This is a genomic window from Labrenzia sp. THAF35 (assembly GCF_009363595.1).
In the GTDB taxonomy this organism is placed as follows: domain Bacteria; phylum Pseudomonadota; class Alphaproteobacteria; order Rhizobiales; family Stappiaceae; genus Roseibium; species Roseibium algicola.
The window spans coordinates 863,923-880,367 of the sequence record NZ_CP045380.1; the positions used below are offsets into that span (position 1 = coordinate 863,923).

Annotated in this window: 13 protein-coding genes; 10 read left to right on the forward strand and 3 right to left on the reverse strand. The window is 60.2% G+C overall.

The features are described from left to right. Positions 1 to 11: 11 nt before the first annotated feature. Positions 12 to 671: a GntR family transcriptional regulator gene (locus FIU93_RS04010; protein WP_152504878.1), complete on the forward strand. Its 660-nt coding sequence runs from the start codon at positions 12 to 14 to the stop codon at positions 669 to 671. Here FIU93_RS04010 and ubiB read toward each other — a convergent pair. After that, positions 656 to 2,236: a 2-polyprenylphenol 6-hydroxylase gene (ubiB, locus tag FIU93_RS04015; RefSeq protein WP_022999141.1), complete on the reverse strand. Its 1,581-nt coding sequence runs from the start codon at positions 2,234 to 2,236 to the stop codon at positions 656 to 658. The genes FIU93_RS04010 and ubiB overlap by 16 nt on opposite strands. 3 nt (positions 2,237 to 2,239) lie before the next feature. After that, positions 2,240 to 2,989, reverse strand: coding sequence for a bifunctional demethylmenaquinone methyltransferase/2-methoxy-6-polyprenyl-1,4-benzoquinol methylase UbiE (gene ubiE / locus FIU93_RS04020; protein ID WP_173017428.1), 750 nt, complete (start codon positions 2,987 to 2,989; stop codon positions 2,240 to 2,242). A 295-nt stretch (positions 2,990 to 3,284) separates the two neighbouring features. On the opposite strand from ubiE, the gene mutM reads away from it, so the two are divergent. From mutM to gyrB, 8 genes are all read left to right on the forward strand, one after another. Next, entirely contained in the window at positions 3,285 to 4,178 is an 894-nt protein-coding gene (gene mutM / locus FIU93_RS04025) for a bifunctional DNA-formamidopyrimidine glycosylase/DNA-(apurinic or apyrimidinic site) lyase (RefSeq protein WP_152504880.1), read from the forward strand. Positions 4,179 to 4,333: 155 nt separating this feature from the next. Continuing rightward, positions 4,334 to 5,107, forward strand: a complete 774-nt coding sequence (locus FIU93_RS04030; protein WP_022999145.1) for an enoyl-CoA hydratase — start codon at positions 4,334 to 4,336, stop codon at positions 5,105 to 5,107. Positions 5,108 to 5,282: 175 nt separating this feature from the next. Beyond that, positions 5,283 to 5,549, forward strand: coding sequence for a 30S ribosomal protein S20 (gene rpsT, locus FIU93_RS04035; RefSeq protein ID WP_022999146.1), 267 nt, complete (start codon positions 5,283 to 5,285; stop codon positions 5,547 to 5,549). 674 nt (positions 5,550 to 6,223) lie between these two features. Next, entirely contained in the window at positions 6,224 to 6,634 is a 411-nt protein-coding gene (locus FIU93_RS04040; protein ID WP_152504881.1) for a rhodanese-like domain-containing protein, read from the forward strand. A 154-nt stretch (positions 6,635 to 6,788) separates the two neighbouring features. Next, positions 6,789 to 8,264 (forward strand): chromosomal replication initiator protein DnaA, encoded by a 1,476-nt coding sequence (gene dnaA / locus FIU93_RS04045; RefSeq protein ID WP_022999148.1) that lies wholly within the window; start codon positions 6,789 to 6,791, stop codon positions 8,262 to 8,264. Positions 8,265 to 8,524: 260 nt separating this feature from the next. Beyond that, positions 8,525 to 9,643, forward strand: coding sequence for a DNA polymerase III subunit beta (gene dnaN / locus FIU93_RS04050; RefSeq protein WP_152504882.1), 1,119 nt, complete (start codon positions 8,525 to 8,527; stop codon positions 9,641 to 9,643). Between the two features lie 38 nt (positions 9,644 to 9,681). After that, positions 9,682 to 10,830, forward strand: a complete 1,149-nt coding sequence (gene recF, locus FIU93_RS04055) for a DNA replication/repair protein RecF (protein WP_152504883.1) — start codon at positions 9,682 to 9,684, stop codon at positions 10,828 to 10,830. A gap of 132 nt (positions 10,831 to 10,962) precedes the next feature. Further along, positions 10,963 to 13,416, forward strand: a complete 2,454-nt coding sequence (gyrB, locus tag FIU93_RS04060) for a DNA topoisomerase (ATP-hydrolyzing) subunit B (RefSeq protein ID WP_152504884.1) — start codon at positions 10,963 to 10,965, stop codon at positions 13,414 to 13,416. A 65-nt stretch (positions 13,417 to 13,481) separates the two neighbouring features. Here the strand turns inward: gyrB and FIU93_RS04065 are convergent, their stop codons facing one another. Continuing rightward, the gene (locus tag FIU93_RS04065) at positions 13,482 to 15,575 is read right to left on the reverse strand and encodes a GGDEF and EAL domain-containing protein (RefSeq protein WP_152504885.1); all 2,094 of its coding nucleotides are present in this window, start codon (positions 15,573 to 15,575) and stop codon (positions 13,482 to 13,484) included. Positions 15,576 to 15,916: 341 nt separating this feature from the next. On the opposite strand from FIU93_RS04065, the gene FIU93_RS04070 reads away from it, so the two are divergent. Continuing rightward, positions 15,917 to 16,333: a septal ring lytic transglycosylase RlpA family protein gene (locus tag FIU93_RS04070; RefSeq protein ID WP_152504886.1), complete on the forward strand. Its 417-nt coding sequence runs from the start codon at positions 15,917 to 15,919 to the stop codon at positions 16,331 to 16,333. Positions 16,334 to 16,445 lie beyond the last annotated feature (112 nt).

Sequence of the window (16,445 nt, forward strand, 5' to 3'; positions counted from 1 at the left end):
CGGGAGGTGCCATGTCCGCAGAAAAAATCGCAGCCACGCTCGAAACCGATATCGTCTCCGGGATCTTCCGGCCGGGTGAGGAACTGAAACAGGGAGAGCTTGCTGCCCGCTTTTCGGTCAGCCGCATTCCCGTGCGCGACGCCCTGCAGCTGATGGCTGCACGGGGCCTGATCGACCTTGAGCGCAATCGACGGGCTCGAGTGATCAGTCTTACCCCCGCGGAGATTGATGAGGTCTACCATCTGCGCGTGCTTCTGGAGACCGATTGCCTGCGGCAATCAATCCGGCGGCTGGAAGCAGACGATCTTGTGAAGATCGAAGCGGCCCTTGCCCACTCCAGCATAGACGCGGCAACCGACCGTTGGGCCGACGGCGACTGGGTCTTTCACAAGAGCCTTTATATGCCTGCAAGACGCCCAAGAGAGCTGGCAATGATCGAGGATCTTCGGCGGACCTGCCGCATTCACATTGCCGGCTACGGCGTCCTGCCGACGCTCACCGACAGGTGGCTGAAGGACCATGAAGAGCTGGTGGCAGCGATGAAATCACGCGCGGAAGACCAGGCGGCAGACATTCTGGCCCGCCATATCGCGGACGCGCGGCAGACATTGCTGGACGCAATGCCCGGCCGAACCTTCAAAGTGCCAACCGAGCCTCAGAAAAGCATGTAGGTCGCCACGACCGCACAGGCTGCAATGACCCACAAGGCAGCCCGCCCCGAGCGGGTGTGACGTGCCTCTGCACGGCCAATTGCTTCGGCGGTCTCGTCGTCGAACCTGAGGCCGCCCTGTGTCATCCTTTCCAACTCTTCCGACATCCGACCGATCCTGTCGGCAAAGAGCGGCATGTCGTTGGCAATGCGCGCCAGTGCCGACAGCGCATCACCGGCATCACGCAGTTTGCCGACCGGACCAAGGTTGTCCTTGATCCAGGTGCCGACAACGGGTTCCGCCGTCCGCCACATGTCGAGATTGGGATTGAGCGAACGCGCCACGCCTTCGACGACGACCATCGTCTTCTGCAACATGATCAGCTGGGTCTGGGTGCTCATCTCGAAGAGTTCCGTCACTTCGAACAGCTGGGTCAGCAGGCGGGCCATGGAGATTTCGCTGGCATCGTGACCGTGGATCGGCTCGCCGATGGCACGGATCGCCTGGGCGAACATGTCAACATCCTGATGCGCGGGCACATAGCCGGCCTCGAAATGCACCTCCGCCACCCGTCGGTAGTTGCGGGTGATGAAGCCGAACAGGATTTCTGCCAGAAACCGGCGTTCGCGCTTGTTGAGACGGCCGATGATGCCGAAGTCGACGGCAACCAGGGTGCCGTCGGGCTCAACGAAGAGATTGCCCTGGTGCATGTCTGCATGAAAGAAGCCGTCGCGCAGTGTGTGGCGCAGGAAGCTCTGGATGACGGCAGCCCCCAGCGCTTCCAGGTCATGGCCATCTTCCTTGAGGCCCTCGACGTCCGACATCTTGCGGCCGTCGATCCATTCCATTGTCAACACGCCCTTGGCGGTGCGCAGCCACTCGACAGCCGGAACGCGGAACCCCGGATCGTCAGCTGTATTCTCGGCCATTTCCGACAGGGCCGCGGCCTCCAGACGGAAGTCCATTTCCATCGCGACCGACTGGGCCAGCGTGTCCACGACCGCGACCGGCCGAAGGCGCCGCGAGGGCGGATGGAACCGTTCGGCCAGGCGGGCGACGAGGTAGTAGCTTTCGAGATCGCGCTGGAAGCGGCGGGAAACGCCCGGCCGCAGCACCTTGACCGCAACCTTTCGCTCCGTGCCGTCCTGATCGAGGATCACGGCGGGATGAACCTGGGCAATCGAGGCGGCGGCAACGGCTTCGCCGAACGACACGAAGACCTCATCGAGCGGCTTGCCGAGCTGCTCGGCTACCGCGGCGCAGGCCGCATCATGATCGAACGCCGGCAACCGGTCCTGAAGGGCTGATAGTTCGCGTGCGGCTTCCTTGCCGACCACATCGGCCCGGGTCGCCAGGAACTGGCCAAGCTTCACATAGGACGGTCCAAGCTTGTTCAGCGCGTCGGACAGACGAAGGTCTGCCCGCTTGTTGCGAACCGACCGGCGCTCCAGAAGCCGCGCCATGGCAATGGCGAACCGAGGCCCGGCCGGCAGGTCCGGAAGCGAAACGAGGCCGAAAACGCCCTCGCGCGCCATCACGAAACCCGCCCGCGCCAGGCGGAGAAAAGGCATCACGGGAAGGGCCATGTATCAGAGTTTCCAGCCGTAATGCAGGGCGGCGATACCGCCGGAGTAGTTGCGGTAGCCGACACGCTCGAACCCGGCTTCGCGGATCATGTCCGCAAAGCGTTCCTGGTTCGGGAAATTGCGGATCGATTCCACCAGATACTTGTAAGGGTCACCGTCCCCTGTCACCCAGCGGCCCATGGCCGGGATCGCGTTGAAGGAAAAGGTGTCATAGACCTTGTCGAGCATCGGCACGTCGACTTCGGAAAATTCCAGACAGAAGAACCTGCCGCCCCGTTTCAGAACCCTGCGCGCTTCCCGCAGCGCCTTGGGAATGTCCGGCACGTTGCGGATGCCGAATGCGATCGTATAGGCATCGAAACTCTTGTCGGGAAACGGCAGTTCCTCGGCATTGCCCTGGCTGAAAGTAATGAGATCCGACAGACCGGCCTTTTCGGCCCGGTCGCAGCCGACGCCGAGCATGCTTTCGTTGATGTCGCACACCACGGCACGGGCGGTGTCATTGGACCGGCGAACCACACGGGTGGCGATGTCGCCGGTTCCGCCGGCCACATCCAGCAGCCGCCAGTTGGAGGAAGCTGTCTTGGGCGGTGCCAGGAACGAGACCATGGCATCCTTCCAGACCCGGTGAAGGCCGCCGGACATGAGGTCGTTCATGAGGTCGTAGCGCTCGGCAACCTTGTGAAACACATCGTCCACCAGCGCCTGTTTTTGCCCTTCGGCAACCTTGGTAAAGCCGAAACTGGTCGGCATTTCTTCCGGTGCGCGGTTCGACCTGGCCGAATGCCCCTGTGCCTGTTGCGTCATGAAAGCGCCTCCAAGATCACCCCGCGCCGCGACAAGACTGCCGGGCGGCGGCGGGTTCGATCACTTCTTACCCGTTGGACAAGCCACCTGTTGAAAGAGCTGGCGGATTGCCGTTTCGAAACTATCTTCAAAGTGCGCCGGACCATAGTACAAGCCATTGGCAAGCGCCATCTGTGCCGGCCACCAAAAACCATATGCCGCAGGCCTATAGCCTGCCATGACAGCGGATACCAGACCTCTCATGCCCGAACTCCCGGAAGTCGAAACCGTCAAGCGCGGCCTTGCCCCCACTTTCGAAGGGGCTCTGATTGCCAAGGTCGACCAGAACCGGCCCGATCTGCGCTTTCCTTTTCCGGACGGTTTCGCCGACCGCTTGACCGGACGACGGCTGACCGTGCTGTCGCGCCGGTCGAAATACCTGTTGGGCGATGTCGACAGCGGCGATGTGCTGGTCATGCACCTTGGCATGTCTGGATCGTTCCGGATCGAAAACGATCTTTCCGCGGATACGCCGGGCGCCTTTGCCCATGCGCGCAGCAAGGACCCCAAACACGACCATGTCGTCTTCCATCTGGAGACAATTGACGGCGGGCGAACCCGGATCGTCTACAACGACCCGCGCCGGTTCGGCTTCATGGATCTCATTGCCCGTCCCGTGCTCGCAGACCATCCCTTTTTCCGTGAACTCGGCCTGGAGCCACTCGGCAACGACCTTGGCGGCGAAACACTGGCGCGGCTTTTCAACGGCCGGAAGACGCCGCTGAAGGCGGCCCTGCTCAACCAGAAACTGATTGCGGGCCTTGGCAACATATATGTGTGCGAAGCGCTCTGGCGCACCGGGCTCAGCCCGGAACGGGCTGCCGGCACGCTGGTGACGAAAACAGGCAAGCCGACAAAAAAGGCGGAAGAACTGGCCGCCAATATCCGCGCCACCCTGGAAGATGCCATCAGGGCGGGCGGGTCTTCGCTGCGCGATCACACCCAGGCAGACGGCACGCTTGGCTACTTTCAGCACTCGTTTGCCGTCTACGACCGCGAAGGCCAGGCCTGCCGGACACCGGGCTGCAAGGGCACCGTCGCCCGGCTGGTCCAGTCCAACCGGTCAACCTTCCACTGCCCGACCTGCCAGAGCTGACTTGTCCTATCGGTCAAGCTTGCCAGACCCGCCCGACCTCGGGTAGGCATTGCCGGTGAAGTACACGTCCAGGAAACCGCAGGCACCAGAAGCCGGGCTCAAGAAAGACCTGGTCATCCGGCCCGCCGCGGTTTCCAGCACTGGGAGCGGGCAACATGGGATATGAGAACATCCGCGTCGAAAAACGCGGAAAAGTCGGTCTGATCACTCTGGATCGGCCGAAAGCCTTGAATGCACTCAATTCGGCCCTGGTTGCCGAACTCGGCACGGCGCTTGACGGGTTCGATGCGGACGAGCGGATCGGCTGTATCGTCATCACCGGCTCGGAAAAGGCCTTTGCCGCCGGTGCCGACATCAAGGAAATGCAGCCGCACAATTTTTCGTCCGCCTATCAGACGGACCTGATCACGCCCTTCGACCGGGTTTCGCGCAACCGCAAGCCGATCATCGCCGCCGTGGCGGGCTATGCGCTTGGCGGCGGCTGCGAGCTGGCCATGCTGTGCGACTTCATCATCGCCGCGGACACGGCCAAGTTCGGCCAGCCGGAAATCACGCTCGGCGTTATTCCAGGTGCCGGTGGCACCCAGCGTCTGACACGGTTCGTCGGCAAGTCCAAAGCCATGGAAATGGTCCTGACCGGCCGCATGATGGACGCGGAAGAAGCCGAGCGAAGCGGTCTCGTCAGCCGCATCGTGCCGGCGGACGACCTGCTTGAAGAAGCGCTGAAGGCCGCTGAAAAGATCGCCGATTTCTCTCTGCCGGTCGTCATGATGGCCAAGGAAAGTGTCGACCGCGCCTATGAAACCACCCTTTCGGAAGGCGTTCGCTTCGAACGGCGCGTGTTCCAGGCCCTGTTTGCCCTGGAAGACCAGAACGAAGGCATGAGCGCCTTCACCGAGAAACGTACGCCGCAGTTCCGGAACAAATAAACTACGGCGTTCAACGATAAAGCCGTTGACGGCGTCCGAAAGCGCGATTATAAGCAGCGCCCAATCGGTGGCGGTTTTCCGCCGCCGTTGTTTTTTGATCGGGTCTTGCAGCTTTGGCTCCCTTGTCCCGATCGCCACCGGACACTAGTCCCAATTACCGATCAGGATAGAGCCCATGGCCAACACACCATCGGCCAAGAAGGCGGCCCGCAAGATTGCCCGCCGGACGGCCACGAACAAAGACCGTCGCAGCCGCGTGCGCACGTTCCTGCGCAAGGTTGAGGAAGCAATTGCTTCCGGCGATCAGGCCGCTGCAAACGAAGCCTTCAAGGTTGCGCAGCCGGAAATCATGCGCGCTGCCGGCAAAGGCACGATGCATGCCAACACGGCCTCCCGGAAGGTTTCCCGCCTCAATGCCCGTATCAAGGCACTCAGCGCGTAACCGACCCGTCATACGACCGTTAAAAAGACCCGGCCACAGTGCCGGGTTTTTTTTAGCCACGCAATTTTGTGGATGACGAAATTTGACAACTCATACGCGCAATATTGCAATTTCTACCGAGTATAATAGTGTCAGGAAAAACGTTTATTTTTCAGATATTTACGCACATGTACCATTGAGAGAAGGCGATCAATCCGGATTCGATACGAGTCAAGCTATCAGTTCCGAAATTTTTTTTGAAATTGTTGTTTTTGAAATGTGACAGGGCGCTTCAGAGCGAAAAGTCATTGCGGTAAAACACATTTGCTCGCTCGCCAGCAGGGGCCAAAAACACAGTGACGCGGGGGGAGAAACCGGCACTTTCCGCCATTCGCAAAAACCCGCTGTTGCCCCTTCGGTCGCGGTCTGTATATTAACAATACGGCTGGCGGGTAAGACCAGCGACCAACTTAAAGACGGTGCTTGGAAAACAATGAAAAAGTTAAACCGGACCATCGCTGAGCACATCAAATCCAGTTCACGGAATGAATACGTTAGCGTATTCGAACACTCGGGCATTTAGCCTGAAGTAACCTACTTCTTTCTCAAGAAAATCTTGAAGAATACTTTTGATCAATAGCATCACGCTATTGAAGGGGGCGGCTTTGCAATTTCAGGGTGGATATGCAGGAAATGTGACTGCGCAGGAGGCCTTTGACGGTCTTGCCGAGCAGCAGGAAGCAACTCTTGTCGACGTGCGCACACAGGCTGAATGGTCCTTTGTCGGGGTGCCGGACCTTCGTCCGCTCGGCAAGGAGCCGATCCTGGCCGAATGGCAGAGCTTTCCGTCGACCGGACCCAATCCGGCATTCGCGGAATCGGTTTCTGATGTTCTCGTCAAAAAAGGACTTGACCGGAACGCGCCAATCTATTTCTTGTGCCGCTCCGGAGCACGGAGCCAGGCAGCTGCGATCGCCCTGACGCAGGCCGGCTTTACGCAGTGCTTCAATATCTCCGATGGTTTCGAGGGCCCACTCGGCCCGGATGGCCACCGTGGGACCCAGTCCGGCTGGAAGGCCGCCGGATTGCCCTGGATTCAAAGTTAGTTACCCTGCCCATCGACAGGGTCAGGTGAAGGGAGATCTTCCTTCGCCATATAAATAACCGTCCCAAAAGGGACATTATAATGCTGCAAAAGCAGCAAGGCGTCGAAGAACGGCTGTGGCGGACTGTTCTTCACATTTACAGGAGGCAGATAACATGCAGGTTCAGGAGGCAGGCGGCTCCGAACAGTGGAAACGGGTGAAGAAGCAGCTTCGCGCAGAATTGGGCGATGATGTTTTTACCAGCTGGTTTGCACGTGTAGACCTCGAGGAACATCAGGACGGCACCGTTCGTCTGTCTGTTCCGACCCGGTTTTTGAAGCAGTGGATTCAGAACAATTACAACGATCAGCTGATGGGTCTCTGGCAGCGTGAATGTGACAACGTTCACCGCATCGAACTGACGGTACGCGGCGCAATCCGCCCACGTCAGACCCCGATTGCCAAGCCGAGCCTCGCAGCACCCCAGGGCAGCAAGCCGGCGGCTGCAGAAACCCGTTCCGACGCACTTTCCGACGCGGCACAGGTAACCCGGGCCCAGGCGGCAACCGCGGCTCTCGGCCGAGGTGAGACCAGCTCGGACAACGCTCGTGACGTACTGCAAGGTGCGGCGCTCGATCCGAAATACACATTCGAGACCTTTGTCGAAGGCGAGTCCAACAATCTGGCCCTGGCTGCGGCCCGGCAGGTTGCTGCCGGCGGCGCGGTCACATTCAATCCGCTTTACCTGCATGCCTCCGTCGGTCTGGGCAAGACCCACCTGATGCAGGCCGTGGCCGCAAAGGCCCGGGCGTCCGGTCGCAAGGTGCTCTACCTGACGGCCGAGCACTTCATGTACAAATTCGTTGCCGCCCTGAAGTCCCAGTCCGCACTGGCCTTCAAGGAGAACCTGCGCACGATCGATCTTCTGCTGATCGACGACATGCAGTTCCTGCACGGCAAACAGGTGCAGCAGGAGTTCTGCCACACCCTCAATGCCCTCATCGACGGGGCCCGCCAGGTGATCGTGGCCGCAGACCGCGCGCCGTCCGAACTTGATACTCTCGACGACCGTGTCCGCTCACGCCTGTCCGGCGGTCTGGTGGTCGGTATTCAGGAACCGGATTTCGCACTGCGCCGGAACATCCTGGCCACGCGCGTCGATACGGCCCGCAAGACCTACCCGCAATTCGACGTTCCGGAAGGTGTGCTGGATTATGTCGCGCGTCATGTTGCCTCCTCGGGCCGCGACCTTGAAGGCGCGCTCAACCGGCTGATCGCGCACAACCAGCTGACCAACCAGCCGATCACGCAGGAAATGGCCGAGATGACCCTGCGCGACCTGGTTCGCTCCAGCGAGCCGCGCCGGGTGAAGATCGAGGACATCCAGCGGGTGGTCTCCAAGCATTACAATGTCACCAAGGCGGATCTGCTGTCGGCCCGGCGTACCCGGACCATCGTTCGCCCGCGCCAGATCGCCATGTATCTTGCCAAGGTGATGACCCCGCGCTCGCTGCCGGAAATCGGTCGCCGGTTCGGCAACCGGGACCACACAACGGTTCTGCACGCTGTCCGCAAGATCGAGGAAATGGCGCGTGCCGACTATGCCCTGGCGCAGGAGCTGGAACTGCTCAAGCGCATGCTTGACGCCTGAGGCGGCAAGCTTCGGAAACGGGCCTTTTGCGGATGCCTGCCTGAATTCAAACGGGCATCCGCCAGGCTGATCCCGGATCGCGCTAAACCAAGGTTAAAATACACGATATTCTACCAAAATTGGGGGCGTTCGGGCAGAACGCCCCCTTGCTTTTGGAGCCGGTTAAGGGCAGTGTCGTCCACCCCGCTCCACACCGGAGCCAAGAATATTCAATCAGCCCGGCAGTTCAGCCAGGCGCTTCATGAGTACGGAACGAGAGTATGAAAGCGACCCTCGAGCGGACCGACCTCCTCAAGTCCTTGACCCATGTTCACCGCGTGGTCGAACGCCGGAATACCATTCCGATCCTGTCGAACGTTCTTCTGCGCGCCGATGGCGGTGCGATCAACCTGAAGGCAACGGACCTCGATCTGGAAATCGTCGAAAGCGTTCCGGCCATGATTGAATTGCCGGGCGCGACCACCGTTCCGGCACACATGTTCTACGACATCGTTCGCAAGCTGCCGGAAGGCTCGCAGGTGGTTCTGGAAACCACCAGCGACAACGCCACGCTGGAAATCCGCGCCGGCCGCTCGAAGTTCACCCTGCAGATGCTGCCGGAAACCGACTTCCCCGACCTGACCGCGGGCGACTTCAGCCACGGCTTTGCGCTGACAGGCGCCGATATCCGCAAGCTGATCGACGCGACCCAGTTCGCGATTTCGACCGAAGAGACCCGTTACTATCTGAACGGTATCTACCTGCACACGGTAGACGCGGGCTCCTGTCTCCAGTTCCGCGCTGTTGCCACAGATGGCCACCGTCTGGCCCAGGCAGAGGTACCGGCGCCTTCCGGTTCAGCCGGCATGCCGGGCATCATCGTGCCGCGCAAGACCGTCGGCGAGATCCAGAAACTGCTCGAGAACCCGGAAGCCAATGTCCAGGTCGAGCTTTCCGATACCAAGATCCGCCTCACGACCGGCTCCGTCATCCTGACGTCCAAGCTGATCGACGGCACCTTCCCCGACTACGGCCGGGTGATCCCGCAGAACAACGACAAGGAAATGCGCGTCGACCGGGACGAGTTCAAGGAAGCTGTCGACCGCGTGTCGACGATCTCTTCCGAACGCGGCCGTGCCGTCAAGCTGTCGCTGACCGAAGGTCGCCTGGTGCTGACCGTGAACAACCCGGATTCGGGCAGCGCGACGGAAGAACTTGCCGTCGAATATGATGCCGATCCGTTGGAAATCGGCTTCAACTCCCGCTACCTGCTCGACATTGCCAACCAGCTGTCGAGCGATACGGCCCTGTTCCGTCTGGCGGACAGCGGCTCGCCGACCCTCATTCAGGACAACACGGTTGACGACTGCCTGTTCGTTCTCATGCCGATGCGGGTCTGATCTAGCCGGCACGCCCAAACAGTAGCGGAAGTGGGGTCATGACAGATTACCGGACGGCACGGCTGACCCGTCTGTCGCTGACCGGCTTCCGCAACTACAGCACGCTGACATTGCCGATGGCGGCCAGGATGGTCGCCTTCGTCGGCCCCAATGGCGCCGGCAAGACCAATATTCTGGAAGCCATTTCCTTTCTGACTGCCGGCCGCGGCCTGCGCCGGGCGGCCCTTGCCGACATAGCGCGCAAGGACGGCGATGGCAGCTGGAGTGTTGCCGCAACAGTTCTATTGGATGGGTTCGAAACCAAAATCGGTACAGGTTTGGTGGCCGGCACTGCCGGGCGCAAGGTGCGTATCGACGGCGAGGAAGTTCGCGGCTCGGAAAGTCTTCTGGACTACATGCGGGTGCTCTGGCTCGTGCCGTCGATGGACGGGCTGTTCACCGGCCCCGGCTCCGACCGCCGCCGTTTTCTTGACCGGCTGACGCTGGCGATCGACCCGACCCACGGCCGCCGGGTCAGCGACTTCGAAAACGCCCTTCGTCAGCGCAATCGCCTTCTCGATCAGGGTGGCTCCGATGCCTTTCTCAGCGCGCTGGAACAGCAGGTAGCCGAGCTCGGCACCGCCGTCTCCATCGCCAGGGCAGAGACCGTTGATCTGCTCAGCCGGATGATCGCCGGCCAGGCAGCACAGGACCTGCCGTTTCCCCATGCTTCGGTTTCCCTTGAAGGTGCCTTCGAGGCGGAAACCGCCGGTTTGAGCGCCTCCGACCGGGAGGATCGCTACCGCCAGATGCTGCAGGACGGCCGACACCGCGACCGGGCCGCCGGGCGCACGCTCAACGGACCGCATCTGAGCGATCTCACCGTTCATCACGCGGCCAAGGCGATGCCGGCTTCGCAATCCTCGACCGGGGAACAGAAAGCGCTGCTGATAGGCCTTATCCTCGCGCATGCCGAACTGACGGCAAAGGTGTCGGGAATGACGCCTGTCCTGCTGCTTGATGAAGTTGCCGCGCATCTCGATCCCGACCGTCGTTCGGCCCTGTTTTCGAAGCTGGATTCCCTTGGCGGACAGGTCTTCATGACCGGTACGGACGAGGCCCTTTTCGAGGCTTTGCCGGCGGAAGCCGAAGTGTTTGAGATCCGGGAGCACCAGGGCCGCCTGCTGAAGCGAGGCGAGGCCCCTTAAATCCGCCGGAATCTTATGGTTTTCCACCAGAATCCCTTCGCTGGCTTGGCTATGGCCGGCACGTGGTTGAACCCCCGCTGGAACCCCGTATAACGGGGGTGGAAAAGATAAATCGATTGGTGATTGATTCGCATGAGCGACACGTCCACGCCTGAGAGCAGCCCGACCCCCGAAACCAATGGCGGTGCCGAATATGGCGCCGACAGCATCAAGGTCCTCAAGGGCCTCGATGCCGTGCGCAAGCGGCCCGGCATGTATATCGGCGACACCGATGACGGCTCCGGTCTGCACCACATGGTCTACGAGGTGGTCGACAACGCCATCGACGAAGCGCTGGCCGGCCATGCCGACCACGTGACCGTGACGCTCAATCCGGACGGATCGGTTACGGTATCCGATAACGGCCGCGGAATTCCGACGGACCTGCACCCGGAAGAAGGCGTGTCGGCTGCCGAGGTCATCATGACCCAGCTGCACGCGGGCGGCAAGTTCGACCAGAACTCCTACAAGGTCTCCGGCGGCTTGCACGGCGTGGGCGTTTCCGTGGTCAATGCGCTGTCGACAAAGCTGGAACTGCGCATCTGGCGCAACGGCGAAGAACACTCCATGACCTTCGCCCATGGCGATGCCCAGGCACCGCTCAAGGTGGTTGGTCCAGCTAACGGCAGAAAAGGAACCGAGGTGACCTTCCTGCCGTCACCGGAAACCTTCACCAAGACCGAGTTCGATTTCAGCACCCTGGAACACCGGCTGCGCGAGCTGGCCTTCCTGAACTCCGGCGTCCGCATCATCCTGACGGACAAGCGCGGCGTTGAGGACAAGGTCGAGGAGCTGTTCTACGAAGGTGGCCTGGAAGCGTTCGTGCGCTATCTGGACCGTGCCAAACATCCGTTGATCGAGGAGCCGATCAACATGCGGGCCGAGCGTGACGGCATCACGGTCGAAGCCGCCATGTGGTGGAACGACAGCTATCATGAGCATGTGCTGTGCTTCACCAACAACATTCCGCAGCGCGATGGCGGTACTCACCTTGCCGGTTTCCGGGCTGCGCTGACCAGGCAGGTGACCGGCTATGCGGAAGCAACCGGCCTGATGAAAAAGGAAAAGGTGAACCTTTCCGGCGATGACTGCCGCGAAGGCCTGACCTGCGTTCTTTCCGTCAAGGTGCCGGATCCGAAATTCTCGTCCCAGACCAAGGACAAGCTGGTTTCCTCCGAAGTGCGTCCGGTGGTCGAAAACCTGATCTCGCAGATCCTGAGCGAATGGCTTGAGGAAAACCCCGCGCCGGCCAAGACGATCGTCTCCAAGGTGGTGGAAGCGGCCTCCGCGCGTGAAGCCGCTCGCAAGGCACGCGAGCTGACACGCCGCAAGGGCGCCCTCGACATCGCCTCCCTGCCCGGCAAGCTTGCCGATTGCCAGGAGCGCGACGCCTCCAAGGCCGAACTCTTCCTGGTGGAGGGTGATTCCGCAGGTGGCTCGGCCAAACAGGGCCGTCACCGTGAAAACCAGGCCGTGCTGCCTCTGCGCGGCAAGATCCTCAACGTGGAGCGGGCACGCTTCGACAAGATGCTGTCCTCGAACGAAATCGGCACGCTGATCACGGCGCTTGGAACCGGCATCGGCAAGGAAGAATTCAACGTCGAGAAGCTGCGCTATCACAAGATCATCATCATGACCGATGCTGACGTGGACGGCGCGCACATTCGCACACTGCTGCTGACGTTCTTCTTCCGCCAGATGCCGCAGCTGATCGAAAACGGCTACATCTATATTGCGCAGCCACCGCTCTACAAGGTCAAGCGCGGCCAGTCCGAGCAGTACCTGAAAGACCAGAAGGCGCTGGAAGACTATCTGATCGGACAGGGTCTGGACGAAGCTTCGCTGACGCTTGCCAATGGCGAGGTTCGCACCGGCCAGGACCTTCGTGCCGTCGCCGAAACCGCACGGACCATTTCCGACATCTTCGACGGGTTGCATTCACGCTACAACCGCGATGTTGTCGAACAGGCTGCGATTGCGGGTGCGCTGACACCGGAAATCCTGGACGATCAGGGCAAGGCTGAGGAAGCTGCGGCCTATATCGCCCGCCGGATGGACATTCTGGCCGACGAATTCGAACGGGGCTGGACCGGCGAAGCGCGGGACGACGGCAGCCTTGTGTTCAAACGGATGGTTCGCGGCGTGCAGGAAGCCGCAACGATTGACGCTGCCCTGCTTGGCTCCACGGACGCACGCCGTCTTGCAGCACACGCAGCCCATCTGAACGAGATCTACGGCAAGGCCGCCGTCTTGCGGCGCAAGGATATCTCGACGGAAATTCGGGGGCCTCGCGCCTTGCTGAACCAGATCTACGCCGCCGGCCAGAAGGGTATCTCGCTGCAGCGCTACAAGGGTCTCGGCGAGATGAACCCGGAACAGCTCTGGGAAACGACGCTCGACCCGAATGTCCGCTCCCTGCTGCAGGTTAAGGTGCGCGAGGCGGACGACGCCGACGACATCTTCACCAAACTGATGGGAGACGAGGTCGATCCGCGGCGCGAATTCATCCAGGAAAATGCCCTGGCCGTGGCCAACCTCGACATCTAAGGCCTTGGCAAACAAACAAAAAAGCGGCGCTTTGCGCCGCTTTTTTTTACGACTTCAGATTTCGCTCAACCGCCGGGCCAGGGTTCGGGCCGACCGAAGAAGAAGCCCTGTGCCGCCTCGATATCGAGCTCCCTCAGCAGACTGGCCTCTTCCGCCGTTTCAACATGTTTGGCGATCACCTTGATCCCGAGCTCATGGGCGGCCCGAACCAGCCCGTTCAGGATGGCCGCCTTGGCGGGCTCTTCAACAACCTGCTGAGTGAGGCTCGATTCAAGCTTCAGCCATTCGACACGCAGGTTGGTCAACCGCGACAGGACCGGCCAGTGTCCGGCAAAATCGTCAATGGCGGTCTGGCACCCCAGTTCGTTCACGAACTTGAAAAACGCCTGAACGCTCGCCGGCTCTCGCAGAAAATCCTTTTCCGCGATTTCGAGGCACAGCTTGGATGCCAGCAGCGGATTGACCGACAAACGATGATAGAGACCGTCACGGAAGACCGGATCGCGGGCGGATTCAGCCGAGACGTTCATCGTCAGGATGGTACGGTCGGGATTGCGCTCTGCCGCGTCCAGCACCTTGTCCAGCGTCCAGGCATCCACCTGTGCAATGAAACCGGAGCGTTCGGCGGCCGAGATCCAGGCACGTGACGACAGGCCCCGGGCACGATCCCCCTGCAGGCGCAGAAGGATTTCAGAACCGCAGGCCCTGTTCCGCTTCAGGCAGACGATGGGCATCGCATAGAGCGTCAGCTCGTTGCCGCGGAAACTTCCCGGCTCGGGTAGATCCGCCAGCTCACCCCCCGCCCCTTCGCAGTCCTGCGGCTGCACCGAATGAACCTGCACGGAACGGCCGCCAAATCGCTTGCCGCGCAAACATGCCCGGTCGGCCAGCCCCAGAAGAGCTGCCGCATCGCTTTCACGCAGCTTCACATTGCTGTCGAGGAACGCCACACCGATGGACCCGCCAATGGTGAACACCCGGTCCCCCACCTCCAGGCGGATACGGTCAAAACCGGCCAAAATTTCCTCGGCGATATCGAGAGCGGCTTCCTCGTTGACCACCGGCACCATGCCGGCGAATTCATCGCCGCCGATCCTGGCGGCTGTACCGAATTCACCCAAGGTCAGGCGCAAGCAAGCCGCGACACGCTGGAGCATGTCGTCACCCGCGTCGTGGCCACCAAGATCATTGACCTTCTTGAACTCGTCGAGATCGATATAAAGAACGGCAAGGCCGATTTCATCTTCTGCGGCAAGCCGGGTCAGCTCGCGCTTCAAGGCCTTTGTGAAGGCTCGGCGGTTCTCCAGGCCCGTCAGCGGATCGAGATACGCCAGGCGCCTGTTTTCGGCGGTTTCCTGGGGGCAGTCGACATTGCGCCGGATAACCGCCATGGAGGCACCGATGCCCGGCTTACTTTTCACCGCACCGGGAATGGGAACGAGCCGTACTTCGCACATCTGGCGATCAGCCACGTAACCTGCTGCCTGGAAGCTTCGGTTTTCCGGAATATAGAAGGTCTGCGGCAGTTCGCCTTCCAGATTTTCCAGGGCTTCGGCCAAGAGGTCCACTTCATAGTCGCTGTTGATCAGCTTCAGCAGCTTTCCCGCCATTTCGTCGGGGCTTTCGGAACCGTCGAACACAAGAACGTCGTCTGGAAAATGCTCCAGAAGATCGAGATCCCTTGCGGACTTCGCGGAGCGGATTTCATTTCGCGCCGGCTCTGGCAGGGTAACGATCTCGTCCTGGCCGTGTTCTTCCAGATCGAACTGCACCAGGACGGCCTGGCGCTCGCCCGAGAGGGAGACAAAGGATGTGCAAATCATGTGGTGGCAGAAGGTTTCGCCCGACTGCAGCACGATGGCCCCGCTCGCCTGCGCGGGAACGCCGCTGAAGGCCGCCGACAGAACCGCCTCGCACCGCCGCCAACTGGTTTCCGACAAAAGCGACGGCAGGCTGACCGGCACCGGAAAGACACCTTTTGCGGCGCAAAGCGCCTTCATCTGCTTGTTGTGAACAAGGACGCTGCCATCCTGCGCGACGTAGGCCGCAGCATGGGGAAGAACCTCCAGCAGGGACGTGTGGAAGCCTGTAAGATTATTATTTTCCGCACGACCGGATTGTTCCAGCCGGTCGCTTAAGAACCGATGGCTGACTTGCACCAGACCGCCCTTTCAAATTGCCGTTAAAATGGCGCTAATCAATACACACATGCGCCGCTCCTATGTAAAAATTACTAACACAGTTCAGTTGGCAAAACCGAAACAGAAAAACTACCCACAACTCTTAGAATTTTTATAGTAAATCAAAAATTAATGCGACTCTTGCAAATGTATTTAAAATTTTATGTTTATTTTATACTAACGCCTCATTTACCCCGAAAACTGCCACATTTTGATCACCCTCACGACGTAAAGGCGCCGCTACGGAATGTTACGAGCGTCGTCACGAAACTGTGTTCAAGATCGATCGGGGCGGGCTCACTTGCCCCAGGGGGACTATCATGAAGAGAATTGTTCTCGCGCGGCATTTATCGCGCGTTGCCTTGGCGGGTGCCTTGCTTGCAGCAGCAGGTGTCGTCAGCGGTGCTCAGGCGGGCGTCTATCAACAATGTGGGAAAGCGTCCTGGTACAAGCTCGGCGGCACCACCGCCAGTGGTGAACGTGCAAATCCCAATCGGCTGACCGCAGCCCACAGGAGCCTGCCCTTCGGTACGCTGGTGGATGTGACCAATCTTGCCAACGGAAAGACCGTCACGGTGCGTATCAACGACCGGGGCCCCTTTGCCAAGGGCCGTGTTATAGATGTGACCTGGGCGGCAGCAAAAGAGCTCGGTTTTGTCCGCAGAGGCATCACGCGCGTAAAACTTTCCAGCAAAGCCGGGAAAATTTCTTCCGAATATAAGCAAATTTGCCAATAAATTTGCGGCAGGAAAGACAACATTTCCTTGCCGCAACGGCGCTTCCAAATTGTATGACAAATTTAAAGCGCTGAATTTAATGAATTAATTTGTACGACACATTATTTCATAT

Excerpts from the sequence above, each read along its gene's own strand:
- FIU93_RS04010 (WP_152504878.1), top strand. The coding sequence starts at position 12 with ATGTCCGCAGAAAAAATCGCAGCCACGCTCGAAACCGATATCGTCTCC.
- ubiB (WP_022999141.1), bottom strand. The coding sequence starts at position 2,236 with ATGGCCCTTCCCGTGATGCCTTTTCTCCGCCTGGCGCGGGCGGGTTTC.
- ubiE (WP_173017428.1), bottom strand. The coding sequence starts at position 2,989 with ATGCCGACCAGTTTCGGCTTTACCAAGGTTGCCGAAGGGCAAAAACAG.
- mutM (WP_152504880.1), top strand. The coding sequence starts at position 3,285 with ATGCCCGAACTCCCGGAAGTCGAAACCGTCAAGCGCGGCCTTGCCCCC.
- FIU93_RS04030 (WP_022999145.1), top strand. The coding sequence starts at position 4,334 with ATGGGATATGAGAACATCCGCGTCGAAAAACGCGGAAAAGTCGGTCTG.
- rpsT (WP_022999146.1), top strand. The coding sequence starts at position 5,283 with ATGGCCAACACACCATCGGCCAAGAAGGCGGCCCGCAAGATTGCCCGC.
- dnaA (WP_022999148.1), top strand. The coding sequence starts at position 6,789 with ATGCAGGTTCAGGAGGCAGGCGGCTCCGAACAGTGGAAACGGGTGAAG.
- dnaN (WP_152504882.1), top strand. The coding sequence starts at position 8,525 with ATGAAAGCGACCCTCGAGCGGACCGACCTCCTCAAGTCCTTGACCCAT.
- recF (WP_152504883.1), top strand. The coding sequence starts at position 9,682 with ATGACAGATTACCGGACGGCACGGCTGACCCGTCTGTCGCTGACCGGC.
- gyrB (WP_152504884.1), top strand. The coding sequence starts at position 10,963 with ATGAGCGACACGTCCACGCCTGAGAGCAGCCCGACCCCCGAAACCAAT.
- FIU93_RS04070 (WP_152504886.1), top strand. The coding sequence starts at position 15,917 with ATGAAGAGAATTGTTCTCGCGCGGCATTTATCGCGCGTTGCCTTGGCG.